General features: G+C 37.3%; 19 protein-coding genes and 2 pseudogenes. 18 read left to right on the top strand and 3 right to left on the bottom strand.

All coding sequences use genetic code 11. The features are described from left to right. Positions 1-11 precede the first annotated feature (11 nt). Both HMPREF0072_RS02395 and HMPREF0072_RS02390 read left to right on the top strand, forming a co-directional pair. On the top strand, positions 12-488 hold the full coding sequence (locus HMPREF0072_RS02395) for a TRAP transporter small permease (RefSeq protein WP_004827214.1): 477 nt from the start codon (positions 12-14) through the stop codon (positions 486-488). Then, complete coding sequence (locus HMPREF0072_RS02390; RefSeq protein WP_004827213.1) at positions 481-1,779, top strand: TRAP transporter large permease; 1,299 nt, start codon at positions 481-483, stop codon at positions 1,777-1,779. The genes HMPREF0072_RS02395 and HMPREF0072_RS02390 overlap by 8 nt, the downstream gene beginning before the upstream one ends. A 97-nt stretch (positions 1,780-1,876) precedes the next feature. On the opposite strand, the gene HMPREF0072_RS02385 is transcribed toward HMPREF0072_RS02390, so the two are convergent. Continuing rightward, positions 1,877-3,568: a Na/Pi cotransporter family protein gene (locus HMPREF0072_RS02385; RefSeq protein WP_004827212.1), complete on the bottom strand. Its 1,692-nt coding sequence runs from the start codon at positions 3,566-3,568 to the stop codon at positions 1,877-1,879. 233 nt (positions 3,569-3,801) lie between these two features. Here HMPREF0072_RS02385 and mnmE point away from each other — a divergent pair, with 233 nt between their 5' ends. The 16 genes from mnmE (at position 3,802) to ftsH (ending at position 19,604) form a co-directional block, all read left to right on the top strand. Then, complete coding sequence (gene mnmE, locus HMPREF0072_RS02380) at positions 3,802-5,166, top strand: tRNA uridine-5-carboxymethylaminomethyl(34) synthesis GTPase MnmE (RefSeq protein WP_004827211.1); 1,365 nt, start codon at positions 3,802-3,804, stop codon at positions 5,164-5,166. Continuing rightward, positions 5,156-7,042: a tRNA uridine-5-carboxymethylaminomethyl(34) synthesis enzyme MnmG gene (gene mnmG, locus HMPREF0072_RS02375; RefSeq protein WP_039930966.1), complete on the top strand. Its 1,887-nt coding sequence runs from the start codon at positions 5,156-5,158 to the stop codon at positions 7,040-7,042. The genes mnmE and mnmG overlap by 11 nt, the downstream gene beginning before the upstream one ends. After that, the gene (gene rsmG, locus HMPREF0072_RS02370) at positions 7,035-7,664 is read left to right on the top strand and encodes a 16S rRNA (guanine(527)-N(7))-methyltransferase RsmG (RefSeq protein WP_004827209.1); all 630 of its coding nucleotides are present in this window, start codon (positions 7,035-7,037) and stop codon (positions 7,662-7,664) included. Before mnmG ends, rsmG begins: the two co-directional genes overlap by 8 nt. 27 nt (positions 7,665-7,691) lie before the next feature. After that, on the top strand, positions 7,692-8,495 hold the full coding sequence (locus HMPREF0072_RS02365; protein WP_004827208.1) for a CPBP family intramembrane glutamic endopeptidase: 804 nt from the start codon (positions 7,692-7,694) through the stop codon (positions 8,493-8,495). Between the two features lie 90 nt (positions 8,496-8,585). Then, positions 8,586-9,800 carry a CinA family nicotinamide mononucleotide deamidase-related protein gene (locus HMPREF0072_RS02360; RefSeq protein ID WP_004827207.1) on the top strand — a complete coding sequence of 405 codons (1,215 nt, stop codon included), beginning with the start codon at positions 8,586-8,588 and terminating at the stop codon, positions 9,798-9,800. Then, entirely contained in the window at positions 9,778-10,716 is a 939-nt protein-coding gene (locus HMPREF0072_RS02355; protein WP_004827206.1) for a ParA family protein, read from the top strand. The genes HMPREF0072_RS02360 and HMPREF0072_RS02355 overlap by 23 nt, the downstream gene beginning before the upstream one ends. An 8-nt stretch (positions 10,717-10,724) precedes the next feature. Beyond that, entirely contained in the window at positions 10,725-11,651 is a 927-nt protein-coding gene (locus HMPREF0072_RS02350; protein WP_004827205.1) for a ParB/RepB/Spo0J family partition protein, read from the top strand. After that, a complete protein-coding gene (locus tag HMPREF0072_RS02345) occupies positions 11,641-12,204 on the top strand; it encodes a cyclodeaminase/cyclohydrolase family protein (protein ID WP_004827204.1) in 564 nt (187 codons plus the stop codon). Before HMPREF0072_RS02350 ends, HMPREF0072_RS02345 begins: the two co-directional genes overlap by 11 nt. Next, the gene (locus tag HMPREF0072_RS02340) at positions 12,201-12,674 is read left to right on the top strand and encodes a DUF4446 family protein (RefSeq protein WP_004827203.1); all 474 of its coding nucleotides are present in this window, start codon (positions 12,201-12,203) and stop codon (positions 12,672-12,674) included. The genes HMPREF0072_RS02345 and HMPREF0072_RS02340 overlap by 4 nt, the downstream gene beginning before the upstream one ends. Before the next feature lie 74 nt (positions 12,675-12,748). Next, positions 12,749-13,768, top strand: a complete 1,020-nt coding sequence (gene pta, locus HMPREF0072_RS02335) for a phosphate acetyltransferase (protein ID WP_004827202.1) — start codon at positions 12,749-12,751, stop codon at positions 13,766-13,768. A gap of 62 nt (positions 13,769-13,830) precedes the next feature. Beyond that, entirely contained in the window at positions 13,831-15,222 is a 1,392-nt protein-coding gene (locus HMPREF0072_RS02330; RefSeq protein ID WP_004827201.1) for a DUF1538 domain-containing protein, read from the top strand. Next, positions 15,222-15,821: a P-II family nitrogen regulator gene (locus tag HMPREF0072_RS02325; protein ID WP_004827200.1), complete on the top strand. Its 600-nt coding sequence runs from the start codon at positions 15,222-15,224 to the stop codon at positions 15,819-15,821. The genes HMPREF0072_RS02330 and HMPREF0072_RS02325 overlap by 1 nt, the downstream gene beginning before the upstream one ends. A 17-nt stretch (positions 15,822-15,838) precedes the next feature. Continuing rightward, a complete protein-coding gene (locus tag HMPREF0072_RS02320) occupies positions 15,839-16,147 on the top strand; it encodes a thioredoxin family protein (protein ID WP_004827199.1) in 309 nt (102 codons plus the stop codon). Then, positions 16,147-17,007, top strand: a complete 861-nt coding sequence (locus tag HMPREF0072_RS02315) for an NAD(P)/FAD-dependent oxidoreductase (RefSeq protein ID WP_004827198.1) — start codon at positions 16,147-16,149, stop codon at positions 17,005-17,007. Before HMPREF0072_RS02320 ends, HMPREF0072_RS02315 begins: the two co-directional genes overlap by 1 nt. 87 nt (positions 17,008-17,094) lie before the next feature. Next, positions 17,095-17,565, top strand: a complete 471-nt coding sequence (locus tag HMPREF0072_RS02310) for a MarR family winged helix-turn-helix transcriptional regulator (protein WP_004827197.1) — start codon at positions 17,095-17,097, stop codon at positions 17,563-17,565. Further along, entirely contained in the window at positions 17,562-19,604 is a 2,043-nt protein-coding gene (gene ftsH, locus HMPREF0072_RS02305) for an ATP-dependent zinc metalloprotease FtsH (protein ID WP_004827196.1), read from the top strand. The genes HMPREF0072_RS02310 and ftsH overlap by 4 nt, the downstream gene beginning before the upstream one ends. Positions 19,605-19,746: 142 nt before the next feature. On the opposite strand, the pseudogene HMPREF0072_RS12685 reads toward ftsH, so the two are convergent. Together HMPREF0072_RS12685 and larC2 are read right to left on the bottom strand one after the other, a co-directional pair. Beyond that, a pseudogene (locus HMPREF0072_RS12685) lies at positions 19,747-19,884 on the bottom strand (DUF4177 domain-containing protein); the annotation flags it as partial. 343 nt (positions 19,885-20,227) lie between these two features. Further along, a pseudogene (gene larC2, locus HMPREF0072_RS12575) lies at positions 20,228-20,641 on the bottom strand (nickel pincer cofactor biosynthesis protein LarC2); the annotation flags it as partial. Between the last annotated feature and the right edge of the window lies 1 nt (position 20,642).

Raw genomic sequence — 20,642 nt, 5'->3', positions numbered from 1 at the left:
AGGAGATTTTTATGGGAAAAAAATTACTTGATAACTTCGAAGAGATAATAGCTTCGTTGTTTCTAATGGGCACTACCGTCTTGGTAGTGGCAAATATTATTTCTAGATATTTTTTGAAGACGGGTATATTTTGGTCTGAAGAAGTTGCAACTGGATTTTTTGTTTGGTCAGTATTTATAGGTGCTGCAGCAGCTTTCAAAAAAGGCCAACATATAGGTATTGATATTATAGTTAGCAAATTAAGTGGCAGGAATAGAGCAATTGCCAATGTGTTAATAGATTTAGTAGTTTTGATTGTTATAGGCTTCATAACTGTGTTTAGCGTTCTTTATGTTAAAACATCTTATACTAAACCTACACCTGTTCTTGGAGTATCATCTGCATACATATCATCATCAATAATAGTGGGTTTTACCTTCATGCTAATAAGGGCTTTTATATTTTTATTTGATGATATAAAGAAATTAGGAGGTAAAAGTGATGAGTAGAGAATTCCTTTCTATTTTGCCTATAATTTTAGTTTTTGTACTTTATTTTTTGAATGTTCCAATAGTATTTTGCTTATTTGCATCAACCTTGTTCTACTTTTTTGTTATAGACAAGGGTACAAGTCCTGTTTTGGTTTTTCAAAAATTCATAACATCTACGCAGAATTTTTCGCTTTTGGCTATCCCCTTTTTCATAATGGCTGGCTCCATAATGAATTATTCGGGAATCAGTGAAAAGTTAATGGATTTTGCTGATGTACTTACAGGTCACCTAAAGGGAGGACTTGGCCATGTTAATGTAGTTTTATCCTTACTTATGGGCGGGGTTTCAGGATCAGCTAATGCTGATGCAGCTATGCAATCAAAGATGTTAGTGCCAGAGATGGTCAAAAAAGGATATTCTAATGCTTTTTCTTCAGCTATCACAGCTGCATCTTCTGCAGTAACCCCTGTTATTCCTCCAGGAATAAACCTAATTATATATGGTATTATCGCTTCAGTTAGCGTTAACAAAATGTTTATAGCTGGTTATATACCAGGACTTTTGATGGCAGGATCTATGATGGTAGTTGTTGCAATTATAGCCAACAAGAGAGACTACCAACCAACCAGAGAAAAAAGAGCGACAGCCTATGAAATCTTGATCCAAGCCTTTAAATCATTTTGGGCACTCCTCTTTCCTTTTGGTATCATCGCTAGTATTAGAATCGGCATGGTAACTCCATCAGAAGCAGGTGCCGTAGCAATATTGTATTCAACAGTAGTTGGATTCTTTATCTACAAGAGATTAAAACCTAGCGATTTCATAAATATTTTCAAGGAAACAATTTATGGAACTGGTTCAGTTGTTTTAATAATAGTTGCAGCTAATGTATTCGGATATTACCTATCTTGGGAGCAAATACCACAAAAACTTACAACACTCCTATTAGGAATAACAACAAATAAGTATATAATGCTTATGATTTGTAACATAATTTTGTTGGTGTTGGGCATGTTTATAGAAGGTGGAGCAGCGATGGTTATTACAGCACCACTTCTAGTACCACTCGTAACCCAACTTGGTGTTGATCCTTTACACTTTGGTTTAGTGGTTATAGTTAATATAATGGTTGGTGGTATAACACCTCCATTTGGTTCTATGATGTTTACTGTGTGTGGCATCACAAGGTGTAGTATTGAAGAATTTATAAAAGAAGTTCGGCCATTTATTTTAGCCATCCTTGTTGTACTCATACTTATCACCTATGTTCCAGCTATAGTACTATTCTTACCGAACTTGATAGGATAAATAATTGTTTATTAAAAAGAATTTAGCAAGCTTTAGGCGAGCTAAATTCTTTTTTTGTATTAAAAAAGATGCTGTTTTTTTCAGCATCTTTAAATTATTAGAAAAGTTCCATATTTTCTTCGCCTTCGATGTGGTAGCCGGTGTGGGTTTTTACTGGGTCTACTGTGATTCTTGCGATGTTGAAGGCGTGGTCACCGATTCTTTCCATAGTTGATAGGATGTCGTTGTAGACGTAGGATGCCATGGTTGTCATGTCAAGGCCCTTCCTAAGTCTTCTATAGTGACTCTTTCTTAATTTTACTTCCATTAGGTCGAGAGCTGCTTCGTCTTCGCTTAGCTTGTTGTATTTGGCTACATCTTCTTCTTCGAAGACTTCTACTGCCATTGCGATGTTATTTATGACTAGGTCGCAGATGTCGTTTAGGTCAGCTAGAGCCTCTTCCCCATAGCCTGTACCTGTCTCGTATATTTCGTGGTAATAGTCTGCTAAGTTTTCAGATAGGTCTGAAATTCTTTCAACGTTGATTTGTACTTGCAAGTAGGTTTGCATATCTCTTTCTATGTCTGGTGGAGATTGGCTTTGGGCAAGTGTTAGTAGGTAGGCTTGGATTTTGGTATCCATGTCGTTTACCATTGATTCTGCTTCCTTGGCTGTGTCATAATATTTTTTATCCTTGGTATTTAGGTAGGACTTTGTTGCCTTGATATTTTCAAGGGCTACTACTGATTCTTGGATAATTGCTGTTTTTGTTTGTGATAGGGCTGCAGCTGGGAAGGTTGATATTAACTTCTCATCTAGCTCTATGTTGCCAAGATCAGTTAGGATTGAATCCTTGCCTGGGATAATCTTTCTTAAGATTCTTGCGACTAGTTTTATGAATGGTAGGAAGAGAATCATTCCTACAAAGTTAAAGGTAAAGTGTCCTACTGCTATGGTCATGAGCTTGTTGGCTCCAATTGCTCCTGCAATAAATTCTACCAATTTTTGGTAAGGACCTAGGATTGCTAGGAATACAATGGATATTGATACGTTAAACAGGATGTGGAAGAGGGATGTCCTTTTTGCTGACAAGCTTCCTCCAAGACTTGCAAGGATGGCTGTGATACAAGTACCTATGTTGGCACCAAACATTAGGGCTAGGGCAACGTTTAGCTTGATAGCTCCGGTAGCAAATAGGGACTGGGTAATACCGATAAAGGCAGATGATGATTGGAGTAGGGCTGTGAGGACTGTACCTATTAGGACACCTAAGACTGGCTTTTGACCAACATTTGCTACTACTTCTTCAAAGCCTGGTATATTTTTTAGTTCTTCAAGGGATGCTCCCATCATTTCAAGACCGATAAATAATAGACCGAAACCTATAAAAATTTCACCTATGTATTTGTTTTTCCTTTTAGCAGAGAACATAAATACTAAAACACCAACTAGGGCGATAAAATATGAAAAATATCCAAGGTTAAAACCGATAAGAATTGATGTTACAGTTGTACCTATGTTGGCTCCGAGAGTGACTCCGATGGCCTGTTCTAGGCTCATGATGCCTGCTCTTACAAAGCTGATGGCAATGACTGTGGTTGCTGATGAGGACTGGATAAGTCCTGTGATTACTATTCCTACGAGGACCCCTTTGATAGGGTTGGAAGTGTATTTTTCAACTAAACCTCGCATCTTTGGGCCTGCGAAATTTGTTAGGGCATCGCCCATAAGGCTGATACCAAACAAGAATATAGCGAGACCTCCAGCTATGAGGTTCCATTGTAGGGAAGATAGTGATGATAAATTCATAATTCCTCCAATAAATCTTCATTACTTCTAATATATCACATTTATTAAATAAATAAAATGAAATTTTGAAAATTTTGTGCAGGCACTTATTTTTCAAAAAAATTATAAAAATAATTCAAAGTGGCTATAAGTCAAGCTTTTATGTTGACAAAACGCTAATTTCCACTATAATCTTTATGTTAATAACCACTAGTGAAAGTAGTGGACAATCACTAAAAGCATAAGGAGGATTTATGGCAAAAACAATAGCAGCTATCTCAACTCCAGCGGGCACTGGTGGGATTTCGATAGTGAGAATGACGGGAGATTTGACTCTCGATATTATAAATGAAATATTTAGGCCAATTAACAATAGGCTGATTGATCCTGACATAGATAATAGGTACCTACGTTATGGGCACATAGTTGATGGCGAAGGAGAAATTGTTGATGAGGTTATGGTTGCCTTTATGAAGGCGCCTGCTACCTATACTAGGGAAGATGTATGTGAGATTAATTGTCACGGGTCTTTTGTCGCTGTTAGGGAAATTTTGAATTTACTTTTGGATAAGGGCGCTGACCTTGCAGAGCCAGGTGAATTTACCAAAAGAGCTTTCCTAAATGGTAGGATTGACCTTTCCCAAGCAGAAGCAGTTCTTGATATAATTAATTCGACCAATAAATTATCAGCCAGCCAAGGTATTAGCCAACTTCAAGGTTCTCTTACCAAAAAAATTAGAGAAATTAGGACAGACCTTAAGGAGGGTCTTGCCCGTCTAGAGTATTCGATAAACTTTACAGAAGATGGTGAAGACCTGCCTGTATCAGACATTACAGCCTATATAAAAACAGCTAAGGCAAAAATTGACGACCTTGCTAGCACATCAAACAAGGGAAAACTTGTAAAAGATGGGATTAATACCACAATCGTTGGCAAACCAAACGTGGGAAAGTCTTCACTTTTGAATGTGCTTTTAGATGAAAACAGGGCGATTGTCACTGATATACCGGGCACAACTAGGGATCTCATCACAGAGTATATTTCCCTGGGCGACTTTACTCTAAAGATTAACGATACAGCAGGAATCAGAGATACCGATGACTTAGTAGAAAAAATTGGTGTTGATAAATCAATCGAACTCATTGATGAGTCCGACCTCATCCTTGCGATTTTCGATATGTCTAGAGATTTTGATGAGGAAGATAAAAAAATCCTTGACCTAATTAGGGGTAAAAATGCCCTTTTAATTTTGAACAAGGCAGACCTAGAAGGAAAGTTTGACGAGAAAATCTTTGATGTCAATCTTCCTATTATCAAAACTTCCATGGTTGATCAGCTGGGCATTAGAAAACTTGAGGATACAATCAGGGATATTTTTGATACTAAGGAAATAAAGAGGGAATCGGTTTTAATTACAAATACCAGACACGAAAGACTTTTAAAGTCAGCAAAGGAAAAGATAGACCAATCTTTAAATGATATGGAGGCTGGCATTCCTATAGATGCCTGCGAGGTTGATTTGTCATCTGCCTACGAAGATTTGGGACTAATTATAGGTGAGAGTGTTTCTGGAGAAATTATGGATAAAGTATTTAAGGAGTTTTGCGTTGGAAAATAAATATCAAGCAGGAAGCTACGATGTAGTTGTTGTTGGTGCAGGTCATGCTGGTTGCGAAGCAGGTCTTGCAGCTGCAAGGTTAGGAATGAAGACCTTAGTTTTAACTACATCTATGGAGTCAATCGCGGACATGCCTTGCAATCCTAACATTGGAGGCACAGGCAAGGGTCACATAGTAAGAGAGATAGATGCTCTTGGTGGGGAAATGGCGATCAATATCGACAAGACCTTCATCCAATCAAGAATGCTTAACACATCAAAAGGCCCAGCTGTCCATTCCCTAAGAGTGCAGGCTGACAAGAGAAAATACCACGATGAAATGAAAAAAGTTTTAGAAGATAATCTTGATCTTTTTGAACAAGAAGTGGACAAAATAAATTACCAGGATGGAAAAATTGTTTCATGTGAAACAGTCCAAGGAGCAATCTATGAAACCAAGGCTATCATAATTTGCACTGGCACCTACCTAAATGGAAAAATCCTAATCGGCGATTACGAAAAGGTAAGTGGACCTCACGGCCTTTCTGCAGCCACATACCTAACAGATAGTCTAAGGGAAATGGGCTTTTCTATCCGTAGGTTTAAGACAGGCACACCTGCCAGAGTTCACAGGGATTCAATAAATTATGAAAAAACAACCGTTCAAGAAGGCGATAAGGAAGTAATTCCATTTTCATTTCTAAATGAAGGCAAGGATTATACTGACAGGCGCCAAGAGGATTGTTTCCTAACCTACACAACAGAAGAAACCAAACAAATCATCATGGATAATCTCGATAGGTCTCCAATTTATGGGGGCAAGATTAAGGGAATTGGTCCAAGGTATTGTCCATCAATCGAAGACAAGATGGTGAGATTTCCTGACAGAGATATCCACCAAGTCTTTATCGAACCAGAAGGCTTATCAACAAAGGAAATGTATGTCCAAGGCGTGTCATCTTCCCTACCTCAAGAAGTCCAGATGGAATTTTACAAGACCATAATCGGCCTTGAAGATGTAAAAATAATGAGACCTGCCTATGCTATCGAGTATGACATGATTGATACCAGAGAATTAAAAAGAACACTAGAAAGCAAAGCTTACTCTGGTTTATACTTTGCAGGACAGATTAACGGATCATCTGGTTATGAAGAAGCTGCTGGCCAAGGTCTTATAGCAGGTATAAATGCAGCCCTAAAAATCAAGGGCGAGGAAGAATTCATCCTAGATAGGTCTGATGCCTATATAGGTGTTTTGATTGATGACCTCGTTACAGAAGGAACCAATGAACCATACAGGATGATGACATCAAGATGTGAATATAGACTAACTATGCGTCAGGACAACGCTGACGAAAGACTTTCAAAAAAAGGTCGCGATATTGGACTTGTTACAGATGAGCGTTATCAAAAAATGCTAGATAAGCGTGAGAAAATTACAAGCGAAATAGAAAGACTTAAGAATATCATGCTTACACCAAAGGATGAAACCAACAAGGCCCTAGAAGAGCTTGGGTCAACTCCACTAAACAATGGACTAACCCTTTATGAATTGATAAAAAGGCCAGAAATCACATACCAAAACTCAGTGATTTTTGACCCGGAAAGATCAGACCTTCCTTCTTATATAAGCTTGAGCGTCCAAACAGAAATAAAATACGAGGGCTATATCAAAAAGCAACTTAAGGACATAGAGAAATTCAAAAAGCTTGAGAGTAAAAAGCTAAGTCATGATATTGATTATGCAAAAATTCCTGGCCTCAAAAAAGAATCAGCAGAAAAACTAAATGAAATCAAACCTGATTCCATTGGTCAAGCTTCAAGGATTTCCGGAGTAAGCCCTGCGGATATAAATGTGCTTTTAATTAGGCTAAAGACTGGAGAACTTTATGGATAAATATATAGTTTATACTGATTATCTCTTGGAAGTAAACTCCCATACCAACCTCACCACAATAACAGACCCGGCAGAAATTGACTTAAAACACTTTAAGGACTCCCTTACAGTTTTGGATTATATAAAAGAAGGCGATAAGGTTTTGGACCTGGGTGCTGGTGCTGGTTTTCCAGGCATTCCACTAAGAATTGAAAAAGATTTTGATTTAACTTTGATAGATTCAGTTAATAAAAAAGTTAATTTCATGAATGAAGTCATAGAAAAATTAGGACTTACCAATGCCAGAGCCATCCACACCAGGGCAGAAGATTTTGCAAAAGATCATAGAGAAGGCTTTGATGTAGTAGTATCACGAGCTGTAGCAAATATGGCAACTCTTTCAGAGCTCTGCCTGCCTCTTGTTAAGGTCGGAGGTCTTTTTATAGCTCTAAAGGGACCAAAGGCTGATGAAGAAGTAAAGGAAGCTTCAAATGCACTTGAAATTTTGGGTGGTGAAGTAATTGAGAAAAACCACTTTGACCTCGCAGGTAATGAGAGGTGCAATGTTGTTGTAAAAAAAGTTAGGTCTTGCAAAAAGACTTATCCAAGGGGACAAAATCTCCCAAAGAGAAAGCCCCTATAGTGTTTCATATGAAACAAAGGAGATTTTATGGAGAAATTTAAAAAAGGATTAAAAGTATTTTTTATAATAATGGCTTTCGTTATTATAAATGTTATTATAGACGTTATTACAGGAGCGAGTGTACCAGGCATTATAGCTAACATCAAAGATGGTGACATGCTCAAAGCTGGTGACTACATTATTTACGGACTACTAATTGGTCAACTTATAAAACTCACTATTTTATATTTCTATATAGGAAAACGAGATAATATTTATAGAAATGAACTGGGAAGAAGATATATAGAAAATGAGAAAATTTCGAATCCTCTTATTTTTGTCGGAATTGGATTCGGCACACTTGGTTTTGGAAATATTCTTGAAAATATCATTATGAAAGCCCTAGAAGGATCAAAATTAGTAAATGATGCCCTTGAACTTCTAGAAAAAGCTTTCAGAGCCAAGGGGCCTGTCGATGGTATATTTATACTCATAGCAGTTATAATAGGAGCTCCTTTAGTCGAGGAATTACTTTTCAGGGGAGTTTTATTTGAGGAATTAAGAAAAGAGATTTCGTTAAAAGTCACTATATTTTTAACAGCTTTAGTTTTTGGGATATACCACTTTAATATCTTACAAAGCTCTAACGCTTTCTTCTTAGGTCTTGTCCTAGCTTATGTATATTACAAAACTAGATCTATTAAAGCTTCTATAATAGTTCACGCTACTAACAATATGATTGCCATGATTCCATTTTTGGATCAGGGTTTGAGTCCTATCGGAATTTGTATCTACACAGCACTTCTAATAATAGGAATATATTCACTAATAACACTTAGGCAAAAAGCCTAGGTGTTTTTTTGTTTCACAAAATTAGATTTTACCAACATTGGGAGTAAAATATAGGTATAAAAGTTTCGTGTGAAACATTAAGGTGGATTTATGAAAGCTATAATTTATTCGGTAGGAACAGAAATCCTACTAGGTTCAATTTTGGATACAAATTCTAAATTTATTGCAGAAAGGCTACAAGACCTTGGCATAAATTTATATAAGATGGTGACTGTTGGAGACAATCCAGAAAGACTGTACCAAGCACTCAAGGAAGCTAATGGCAAGTATGATTATGTATTTGTAAGTGGAGGGCTTGGGCCAACAGAAGATGACCTAACAAAGGAAACTGCAGTAAGAGTGCTGGGATTAGAGGATGAAATGGTCTTAGATGATGACTCTTATGAAGAATTAAAAAAATATTTCAACGACGAAAAGAAAGCGATGACTGTCAACAAAAAGCAGGCGATATTTCCTAAGTCAGCTACTATTTTAAAAAACAACCAAGGCACTGCCCCTGGTTGCATAATTGGAGATAAGACAAAATATATTTTGATGCCAGGGCCACCAAATGAAATGTGTCATATGTTTGACGAAGAGGTGGTGCCAAGAATCCATACCGACCTTATGATAAAATCAGTTAATTGTAAGATTGCGCTCTTGTGCGAGTGGGAAATATCAAAAAGGATTGACCTATCTGGCTCAGACCCAACCATAAGCCCCTATGCAAAAACAACTGGCGTTGAGTTGAGGGTAACTGCAAGTTCAACTAATAAAGACCACTTGGAAGCTTCGCTTAAAAAGGGCGTTGACTTAGTGAAAAATACTTTTGGTCCCCTATTATTAACTACAGAAGATAAATCTCGTGAAGAAGTTTTAATAGATGAACTAAGAGCGAAAGGCGAGTTTGTTTCGGCTGCAGAATCTATAACAGGAGGCTTGGTTGCTTCTTCTATAGTAGATATTCCAGGCGCGAGCGATGTTTTAAAAGAATCTTACATCACCTATGCGAACGAAATAAAACATAAGTTGCTAAATGTTTCATATGAAACAATTGAAAAGTATGACGTAGTTAGTCCGGAAGTTGCAGGAGAAATGCTTGATGGACTACATAAGGCTACGGGCTCTGACTTGTGTCTAGCAACAACAGGCTACGCTCATTTGGGAGTTGCTTATGCTGGCGTCCTATATAAAGGAAAGAAATATATTAGAAAAGTTAAAGCCAAGGGTGACCGAAACAAGGTAAGAAGAGTTGTGAAAAATAAACTGATAGATATGAGTATTTTGATTGTGAGAGGTGAATATGAAGACTATATCGGTATTTAATCAAAAAGGAGGGGTAGGCAAGACTACTACGGTTGTGAACTTGGCTGTAGCTCTCTCCTACTTAGACAAAAAAGTTTTAGTAATTGATATGGATCCCCAAGCCAACGCTACAACAGGACTAGGTATTGATAAAAACAAAGTTGATACTTCTATTTACGACCTCTTCTATATTATGGCTGAAGAAGTTCAAAATAAAGAAGCCAATCATGATGAAGAAATAAGTAAAGAAACTAAGGAAGAGGACAAAGAGGTTGCTGATGAAGGAAAGAAAGCTAGGTTTATTGATCTAACTGGCAAAAAGGATTCAGAAGCAAAAATCGAAGAAAAAACCGAAGAAAAAATTAAAGAAAATGATAGGGTGGGACTTGCTCAATACATTATAAGAAGTAAGTCCGGTGTAGACTTAATCCCTTCTGAAAACTCCTTGTCAGGTCTAGAAGTTGAGCTAGTGGACCTTGATCCCCTAGAAAGAACTCAAAAACTTAAAGAAATAGTTGAAGAAATAAAAGCACCTTATGATTTTATCCTTATAGATTGTCCACCATCCTTAGGACTCTTATCTATAAACGCTCTTGTAGCGAGCGATTCAATTATTATCCCAATCCAAACAGAATACTACGCTCTAGAAGGTGTTAGCGAATTAATGAATACCTTCGAACTTGTAAAGGAAAGTTTGAATAAGGACCTCTATGTAGAAGGCGTTTTGCTTTCAATGTTTGACAAAAGGACAAAGCTTGCTTATGAGGTAGTTGAAGAGGTCAAAAAGTTCTTTAAGGATAAGGTGTTTATGACTATGATTCCTAGAAATGTTAGACTTGCAGAGGCTCCATCACATGGAGAATCAGCGATAGAATATGATACAAAAAGCCAAGGGGCTATGGCCTATATTAGCCTTGCATCAGAATTAATAAAATAGGAGGGGATATGACCAACAGAAGATCTTTAGGTAGGGGTTTAAGTTCCCTAATACCGGATATAAAGGAAGAAAGAAAAGACTCTATTCGTGGATTTGATGAAGTAGATTTTTCAAAAGTGGCAAGCCTTCCTATAGAAAAAGTAAAACCAAGGCCAGGGCAACCAAGAAAAGATTTTGATTCAAAGGCTCTTGAAGACCTAGCCCATTCTATAAAAGAATACGGCCTCTTAAACCCTATTACAGTTACAAAGAATGGTGATTACTACGAAATCCTTGCAGGTGAAAGAAGGTATAGGGCGACTCTTCTAAATCAGGCTGATACAATTGATGCGATTGTAAAAACCTATGAGCAAAAAGATATTGAAGTCCTATCCTTAATTGAAAATGTCCAGAGAGAAGACCTATCTGCCATAGAAGAAGCGACAGCCTATAAAAAGCTAATTGATTCTTATGGCTTAACCCAGGAGGAAATAGCTAAGAAAATGGGTAAGTCACGCTCTTATATAGCAAACACCATTAGGCTATTAAAATTAAATGAGGAAGAAAAAGCAGCCCTAAGGGACGGGTCTATATCACCATCACAAGCTAGAAGCCTCTTGTCTCTGGATGATGGAGAAAAAAGGGATAAGGCCCTTGATGATTATATAAATAAAAAAGTTGTAGTTCGAGATGTTGAGAAAATTTCGAGGGAAGATAAAAACCCACCTCGCAAAAATTTTATAGACCTAACAGGCAAGTCCGATAATAAGCCAAAAGAAGAAAAAATTCCAAACCTTGACAGTCTTTTATTCGATGATTTTGAAGAAAAATTCATGGATAAACTAGCAACCAAGGTTGCCATAGAAAAAACCAAGGATGCCTATAAAGTGGTTATAGATTGTTATTCTATTGAAGATATAGAAAAAATTTACGACAGGATTTCTTATGAAGATTAATGACCTAAGGGTGGGAGAACTCATAGAAGAAACGCGAAAGGTCCATGCCAAACCAGGTGGGGGCGCTATTGTAATTCTGACAGCAAATCTTGCAGTAAACTTAGGTCTTATGATGGATAAAAATAATTGGGGAGACCTTGAGGAAAAGGCGAAGGAAAATCGCAAGGTCATGGAAGAAATCTCGGATTTGTTGACTAAGTGTGCTGACGATGATATCTACTATGCAAATCTTTTGATAGACCAATATAAAACGAAGGCGCCAATAGATGAGAAGTTTTATGTAGATGCGTCAAAACCCCAGATAAGGTTAAATACTCTTGCCCTTAAGGCTTTGGAAGTATTAAGTTTTTTTCTAAAGTACGGCAAGGCATCAACCTTAGCTGACGGAGAGATAGCTAATGAGTTAATTTACAACTCAATAAAATCATCTGAGCCTACCCTAAAGGCAAATTTAAATGAAACAAACTATAAGTATAATATAGGGGAAGTTTTAGATGAAGCTTATAGATTATATCAAAATAATAGGAATATTATAGAAAGAAGGAAAGCTTGACTGGAATATATGTAGGATTGGGCTTGTTGGCCCTCATAGTAATCTTGCAATTTGCGATGTTAAAAAGTCTTCAAGACAGAACACGTAGGCAAAAGCAAAGATATGACCATTTACTAAGGGGCAATGACCCAGATGTAAATATTGAAGAATTGTTAAACAACTTAAATGATCAGATAGAATCCTCCCACAAGGAGCTAAGAAATATAAACAAAACTGCAGCAGATGCTAAGGATACAACCATGGGAGCTGTGTCAAATATGGCTGTTGTTCATTTTGATGCCTTTGAAGGTCAGAGCCGTGAACTATCCTTTGCTCTTTGTATGCTAGATAATTTCCATAACGGAATTATCCTTACAAGTCTATACGGAGATGACGGAGCAAATGTTTACCTCAAAGAGATTGTAAATGGGGCATGCAAGGGTGAATTATCTGAAGCAGAGACCAAGGCTCTTAATAAAGCAAAAAGATAAAAATTTGCAAATAAAGCTAGCTTTAATTGAGATTTACAATATAATAAAAGTAGTTAAAAAACAAGGAGGATTTAATGGCAAGAATTGGAATTCTAGAAGAAGCTATTAACATAATAAAAGGAAAAAACCTTACCATAGTCTTACCAGAAGGTAATGACCCTAGAGTATTAGAGGCAGCTATTAGGCACCAAGAAGAGGGACTTATTAAGCCACTTGTCTTAGGGGACCAAGGTGAAATCCAAAAAACAGCAAATAAATTAGGAAAAAGTATTTCTGCAATTAAAATTTTAAATCCAGAAACTTTTGAACAATTTGAAGACATGGTTGATGCCTTTGCAGAAATTAGAAAAGGCAAAATCGACAGAGATGAAGCAGAATTTATCCTAAAGAGAGACCTAAACTACTTTGGCGTTATGCTAGTAAAACTTGGTTATGCAGACGGACTTGTTTCTGGTGCTATCCATACAACAGCAGATACAATTAGACCTGCCCTACAAATTATAAGAACAATTCCAGGTAGAAAGAGAGTATCTGGTGTTATGGTAATGTTAGGACCAAATGGTGAACAACTAGTATTTGCAGACACAGCAGTAAATATCACCCTAGAAGCAGATGAGCTTGCAGAAGTAGCAGTAGAAACAGCTCATACAGCAAAAACATTTGGTCTTGATCCATATGTAGCTATGCTATCATTCTCAACACATGGCTCTGCTCACCACGACCTTGCAACTAAGGTAGCCAGGGCAACAGCTATTGCTAAGGATATAAATCCAGATATGAAAATAGTTGGTGAAATCCAATTCGACGCAGCCATTGATCCAGAAACAGCAAAAAATAAAGCTCCTGAATCTGATGTAGCTGGCAAGTGCAATGTATTTATCTTCCCAGACCTACAAGCAGGTAACATCGGCTATAAGATAGCTCAAAGACTTGGTGGTTACAAGGCCCTAGGACCAATACTCCAAGGATTAAATGCACCAGTTAACGACCTTTCAAGAGGTTGTTCAGCTCAAGATGTGTATGAAATAGCTATCATCACAGCCATGCAAGCAGCAGAAAGAGCTAGAGAAGCGGCTGAAGCAGCTAATAAATAAGTAAATATTTAAGGGCAATCATTTTGGTTGCTCTTTTTTTATGAAATTTTTTAAGGAAGAAGGTGATCATTATTTTTTTAGACGAAATTAAAAATACGTCTAAGTCCGTAATACCCATTGCGATTTTAGTAGTAATTTTAAATTTTTTTGTAGGGGTTGAAAATGGACTCCTAGTCAATTTCTTTTTAGGATGTGTCGGGGTAATCGTGGGGCTTGGAGTTTTTCTCACAGGTGTAGAAATCTCTGTATCTGAAATCGGATCTATGATGGGAGAATTTCTTGGAAGGTTTGATAAGCTAATAAAGGTAATTGTTTTTGGAGTTTTTATCGGTTTTACAATTTCAATTGCAGAGCCAGACCTTTTAATACTTGCAGGTGAGGTAACATCTGCCATAGGTATCCCTGCCCAGGTTATTGTAATGATTATTTCCCTTGGAGTTGGAATTATGATTTCTGCTGGACTTTTTAGGATTTTTAAGGATATAAGCCTTTCTACTATGATGTGTGTGATTTATGGATTGGTATTTATTCTTATGATTTTTACAGAAGAAATGGGCCACGCCATAGCCTTCGATGCCTCAGGGGCTACTACAGGAGCTATGACTACTCCTTTTATAATAGCTTTGGGGCTTGGGGTTGCAAACCTTAAGGGAGAAAAGAGCGAAGATGATTCCTTTGGCCTAGTAGGGCTTGCCTCAACAGGACCAATACTCGCAGGTTTATTGATGAGCCTATTTAAGGGTGGAGGCGGAGAAATTGTGGCAGAAGAAGTAGCCCATACCCCACTTATGTCAGGCTTTATTAACTCAACCTTTGCCATAGTGCCAATTGCCCTTGTATTTTATATAATGAATCATCTTTATTTCAAGACAGAAAAAGATGAGTTAAAGTCAATTACTCTGGGTCTTATCTATACCTATATCGGCCTAATTATTTTCCTAACTAGCGTTGAAGGTGGATTTATGGAACTCGCTAGAGTGATGGGCGAAGGTCTAGCTGATAGTAAATTTTTGCCACTGATTGGCTTTGTCCTTGGACTTCTTGTTGTCTTGGCAGAACCAGCTGTGGCTGTTTTATCTGAACAGGTAGAAGACGTGACCGGTGGCTCAATTCCAAGGAAAAATATCCTAACCGCCCTTTCAATAGGAGTCGCCTTTGCAGTAATGCTTGCGATTTTCAGGATAAGGATAGAAGGTTTTGCTCTTTGGATGCTAATTGTGCCAGGATTTTTGATTTCCCTTATCCTTTCTAGGAGGGTTGATCAAATTTTTGTGGGCATTGCCTTTGACTCAGGTGGAGTTGCATCAGGGCCTATGACTGCGACTTTTATCCTAGCTTTCTGCCAGGGGGTTGCTGGAAATATTGCCGATGGTTTTGGAGTAATATCCTTTGTAGCCATGATGCCAGTTTTAACCATTATGATAATGGGCAATTTGTATAAGGGGGCAAGATAATGCAATTATTAAGAATAATCCTACCTAGGGGTAAGGGCTCTAAGTTTATGAAAATCCTCAAAAACGACGGGGCAACAGCTATTGGTTGTTTTTACGGAGAAGGCTCGGCGCCAAGTGAAATTCTAAATGCCCTTGCTATAGATAAGACAAAAAAAGAAATAGTTACAGCTCTTATTGAAGAAGAATCTGTAAAGAAGATAATAGAAGAAATTTCTGAAAAACTAGCAGCAGTTAATTCGGCTGTGGCTTTTTCAACATCATTAGAGGGAGAAAATAAAATGGAGTATGTTTGTTTGTATGTAATTGTCGACAGACACCAAGGCCAAAAAGCCATCCACATTGCCCAAGACCATGGTGCTAGGGGTGCAACAGTTATCCACGGCAGGGGGTCAGGAGAGGCAGTTAAAAGCAAGTTATTTTTGTCAATGAATATAGAACCAGAAAAAGATTTGGTAATTATGCTTGTAAAAAAAGACCTAGCCGAAAAAATTCGCCAAGAAATTTATGATCAGATGGATTTAGCAAGCCAAGGAAAGGGTATAATATATTCACTACCAGTTAATCATGTAGCTGGTCTGGTAGAACAAAGCGACAATTAAAAAATTAAGGAGCATATATGCAAAAATTAGATACATTTGAATTTAGAGAAAAGGTAGAAAACGGAACAGGACTCTCTCTAGTAGATTTTTCTGCAACTTGGTGTGGGCCATGCAAGATGCAAGCGCCAATCCTAGACCAATTAGCAGGCGAAGTTGACTATAACATTTATACAGTAGATGTGGATGAGTCAAACGAGATTGCAGCCCAATATAATATAAATGCAGTGCCATCTCTCCTAATATTTAAAGATGGAGTTTTAAAAGGAAACCTAATAGGCTTCCATCCTAAGGAAGCTCTTGTAGAGGAAATGGCAAAATATCTCTAATGACCTATGATATTGCAATAATCGGCGCAGGTCCCGCAGGACTTAGCGCCGCTTTAAATTCTAAAATAAGAAATAAGTCGGTAATAATTTTTGGAAAAGATTCCGAAAAACTTGTTAAAACTAAGAAAATCGCTAATTATTTGGGTTTTAAAGATATTACAGGCTCTGACCTGAATGAAAATTTCAAAAATTCCATAGAAGGTTTTGAAATTAAAAGGGATAGCAGAAAGGTTAAAACTATTTATGCTATGGGAGATTTTTTCGCTATAGAAATCGAAAATGAAAGCGAAATGCTAGAAGCAAGGTCTGTGATAATGGCAACAGGCATAGAACTAAAAAAAGACTTGCTTAATGAAGATAAGTTTTTTGCTAAGGGAGTAAATTATTGCGCAACTTGCGATGCTGCCCTCTATAGGGGAAAGAAGGTCGTAGTTATAGGATATAATGACGAAGCAGTAGGTGAAGCAAACTTCACTTCAGAGATTGTGGGAAGTTTGGTATTTGTAAACATGACAGGCAAGGAAGTTTCCCTAAATTCAGGTATAGAAGTGATTGAGGGAGAAATTCCTATTGGCTTTGATGGTGAAAAAAGAGCCGAGAAACTAATTTTTAAATCTGGCAAAGAGATAATAGCTGATGGTTTTTTTATAGAAAAAGATTCGTCCAAGCCAGAAAGATTGGTGCCAGGTATAAAAATGGAAGGAAACCACATTCAAGTAGCAAGGGACTTATCAACATCAATCAAGGGACTTTTTGCGGCTGGAGATATCACAGGCAAGCCATATCAGATAATGAAAGCTGTTGGCGAAGGCCAGGTCGCAGCTTTGAGTGCAGCTAGTTACCTATCTAAAAACAATTGATAAAAATATAATATGTGTAAAATATAGCTATTTATATTGAAATTAAATTTAAGATATGTAAAATAATATAGTAAATAGGAGGTGGCTATGCCAGATAAACACATAAACTTTTTTGAATTTAACAATACTATTTTCTCTATGATTAGAGAAATATCACACAAAATAGATTTGTTACTTCAGGACACAGCCAATAAATTAGACCTTACACCTTTACAGTTAAAGATAATAATAGCCCTGTATTCATCCGATAAAGACGTATCTATAGGCAATCTTGGTAAGGCCATAGGAGTAACAGGTGGAAATATATCTAACATCTGCAAGAAGCTTGAGAAAAAAGGCTTTGTGGATAGGATAAGAAGCGAAGAAGACGAAAGAGTGGTTAATGTCAGGTTGACCAAGACTGGTATTACAGCAAGCAAGGACTTGGGAGAATATTTCAATAAGATAAGGAAAGAATTCCCAGACGATGCTGTAGAAGTAAATTTAGAAACCATAGTAGAAGAATTAAAAGAACTTGACTTATTACTTGATAAGTATATATCAAGGAGACTTATATGAATCAAAAACCAAGAAAAAATAGGCCCTTACTCTATTATTGGGTAGGTGCTATAATAATTTATTTCATATTTTCATATGTATTCAGCCCTATTTCAAGCCAAGATGGAGCTAAGGAAGTGTCCTATAGCCAATTTGTAGAGATGATTGACAATGATCAGGTCACTGAAGTTAGCAAGGATAACTTAAAATACACTTTCAAGGCCAAGGTTGAGGGAGTTGAAAAGACTTACCAAACAGGTTTATGGGAAGATACAGACCTTACAAAAAGGTTGCTTGCGGCTCAAGAACGCAACAATAAATTAAAATTCGGCAAGGAAATAGAAACAAAAATGAATCCATACTTGTCACTTTTCCTTACAAGTGTGTTGCCATTTATCTTCCTAATAGGAATTTTCTATTTCGCATCCAGGTCCCTATCAAAGACCATGGGTGGCAGAGGTGGTGCCGACTTCATGAATTTTGGTAAATCGAATGCCAAGATTTATATGGAAAATGAAACAGGCAAGACCTTCAAGGACGTAGCAGGCCAAGAAGAAGCCAAGGAAAGTTTGGCAGAAATTGTAGACTTCCTCCACAATCCAGGCAAATACAAGGAAATCGGAGCCAGAGTACCAAAGGGAATCCTACTTGTAGGTCCTCCAGGAACTGGTAAGACCCTCCTTGCCAAAGCTGTTGCCGGCGAGGCAAAAGTACCATTTTTCACCATTTCAGGATCTGAATTTGTGGAAATGTTCGTAGGTATGGGAGCTTCTAAGGTAAGAGATTTATTCAAACAAGCCAAGGAAAAGGCCCCATGTATAGTCTTTATAGACGAAATCGACGCGATCGGTAAAAAACGTGACGTTTCTGGATATTCTGGTAATGACGAGCGTGAACAAACCCTAAACCAATTACTAAATGAAATGGACGGTTTTGATGCAGCAGAAGGAGTTGTTCTTCTTGCTGCAACTAATAGGCCAGAAATCCTAGACCCAGCCCTAACCAGACCAGGCAGGTTTGATAGGCAAGTCCAGGTAGAACTACCTGACCTAAAGGGTCGTGAGGATATCCTAAAAGTTCACGCCAAAAAGATTAAAAAAGAAGAAAATATAGACTATGAAGAAATAGCCAAGAGGACTGCAGGCACATCTGGTGCAGACCTTGCTAATATCGTAAACGAAGGTGCTTTGAGGGCTGTAAGGGAAGGCAGAAAGAAACTAAGCCAAGAGGACCTAGAAGAATCAATCGAAACAGTAATAGCAGGTATGCAAAAGAAAAATGCGGTAATATCAGATGACCAAAAGAAAATCATAGCCTACCATGAGGTTGGCCATGCCCTAGTAGCAGCTATTCAAACCCACAAGACCCCAGTTACAAAGATAACCATAGTTCCAAGAACTGGTGGGGCCTTAGGTTACACTATGACAGTCGACAAGGACGAGAAATATATCATGACCAAGCAAGAGTTAATCGACGAAATCGTGACTTTTGCAGGTGGTAGGGCAGCAGAAGAGCTAATCTTTAACACCAAGACTACTGGTGCTTCAAATGATATAGAAAAAGCCACAGCTATGGCAAGAAATATGGTCACAATCTACGGTATGGACGATGAATTTGACTTTATGCAGTTAGAACAGATCCAAGGAAGATACCTTGGTGGACAAAGAGCCATGATTGTCTCAGACGGCACAGGCAACAAGATTGACCAAAAGGTAGCAAAAATCATAGCCGATGCCCACTATAGAGCTATCGAAATTCTAAAAGAAAATATCGACAAACTCCACGAAATCTCAGCCTACCTCCTAAAAGAAGAAACCATAACTGGAGAAGAGTTCATGGAAATTCTTGAAGGAAAGAAAGATAAAGAAGTAAGCGAAGAAAAAATCGATGAAAATACAGATGTAGATGTAAAAAATCTTGAAAATTCTGAAGAAGAAAATCAACCACAAGAAGATTCTGAAAAATCAGTTAAAAATGAAAGTAAAACTGAAAAAGAAGAAGAAAAAAATGTGGAAGATGAAAATAAGAGATTTATAGACTTATCAAAAGAAGATGAGTAAAACCAAGCCAGCCTCAGGGTTGGCTTTTTTTGCTTAAATTTTCAACCTAAAGACACAAATAAATAATAAGAATAAATAATTAAAATTATATTGATTTTAAACATGGAAAAAGAGCTAGATTTTCCCTCAGCTCTCTAAGAAATTATAAATTCACCTCAAAAATAATAGTGTATTTAATAAAGGAATATGCTGACCATTTTTCATTTGTGACAGGGATTATCTGTACAAGCTCCCAGCCTTCCCCTGCTTTTTCATTTATAAGATCCTTGCACCTTTCAAAGGTGTCGGTCTTTCCCTACTTAAGACTTCCTTCTGGGACGACGTCGATAAATTCGTACTTAAACATAGATCCCTCCATATGTATTATTCTAATACTTATATACCAAGTTTTGGGCTAAGGTCGTATTTAAAAAAATTTACTTTGCTTTGTCTTAATTTATGAGATTTTTCATCGCTAGGTAAGGTCACTTACTCGGGATGGTTGTAAAGGTCCTTTCGAACCTATACTTGCAGAGATTTAAGGAAGAATCTTATAAAGTCGGGAATAGAATGACCGAAGAGATTATTAATGTTTCATAAAATGTTCACAAAAAACCAGGACATTTTTTCAGTCCTGGTCTGTCTTATTTTTCTATTTTTACTACCAAGGCCCTCATCAAATCGTAGGCTTCTTTTAGGGAAAGGCCTTCATTTTCTGCCAAGTCTTTGGTGGATTCGTATTCTGGGTAGGTGTAAGTTTTATCCTTATAGGTAACTTGTTTTGCAAGGTAGTCCCTATCTCCATAAGGAATTTTAATTATTTTCCTATCTAGAGTTGTCCTTTCTAGGTCAAATTTTCTCACTCCTATGGATGTGGTTTCGTTAAAAATAATATCTTCGATTTTCTCTTCGTCCTCTGCCTTATAGATTACTGATAATTTATAGGCAGGACGGTTTTTTTTCATAAAAATCGGGCTGTAGTAGCAATCGAGGGCTATAGTCATGATTTTTTCCGTGGCGTGGCCCATAATTTCCCCACTGGTATCGTCGATATTTGTC

The sequence above is a fragment of the Anaerococcus lactolyticus ATCC 51172 genome, from assembly GCF_000156575.1.
In the GTDB taxonomy this organism is placed as follows: domain Bacteria; phylum Bacillota; class Clostridia; order Tissierellales; family Peptoniphilaceae; genus Anaerococcus; species Anaerococcus lactolyticus.
This window is presented reverse-complemented; position numbering and strand designations above follow the sequence as displayed.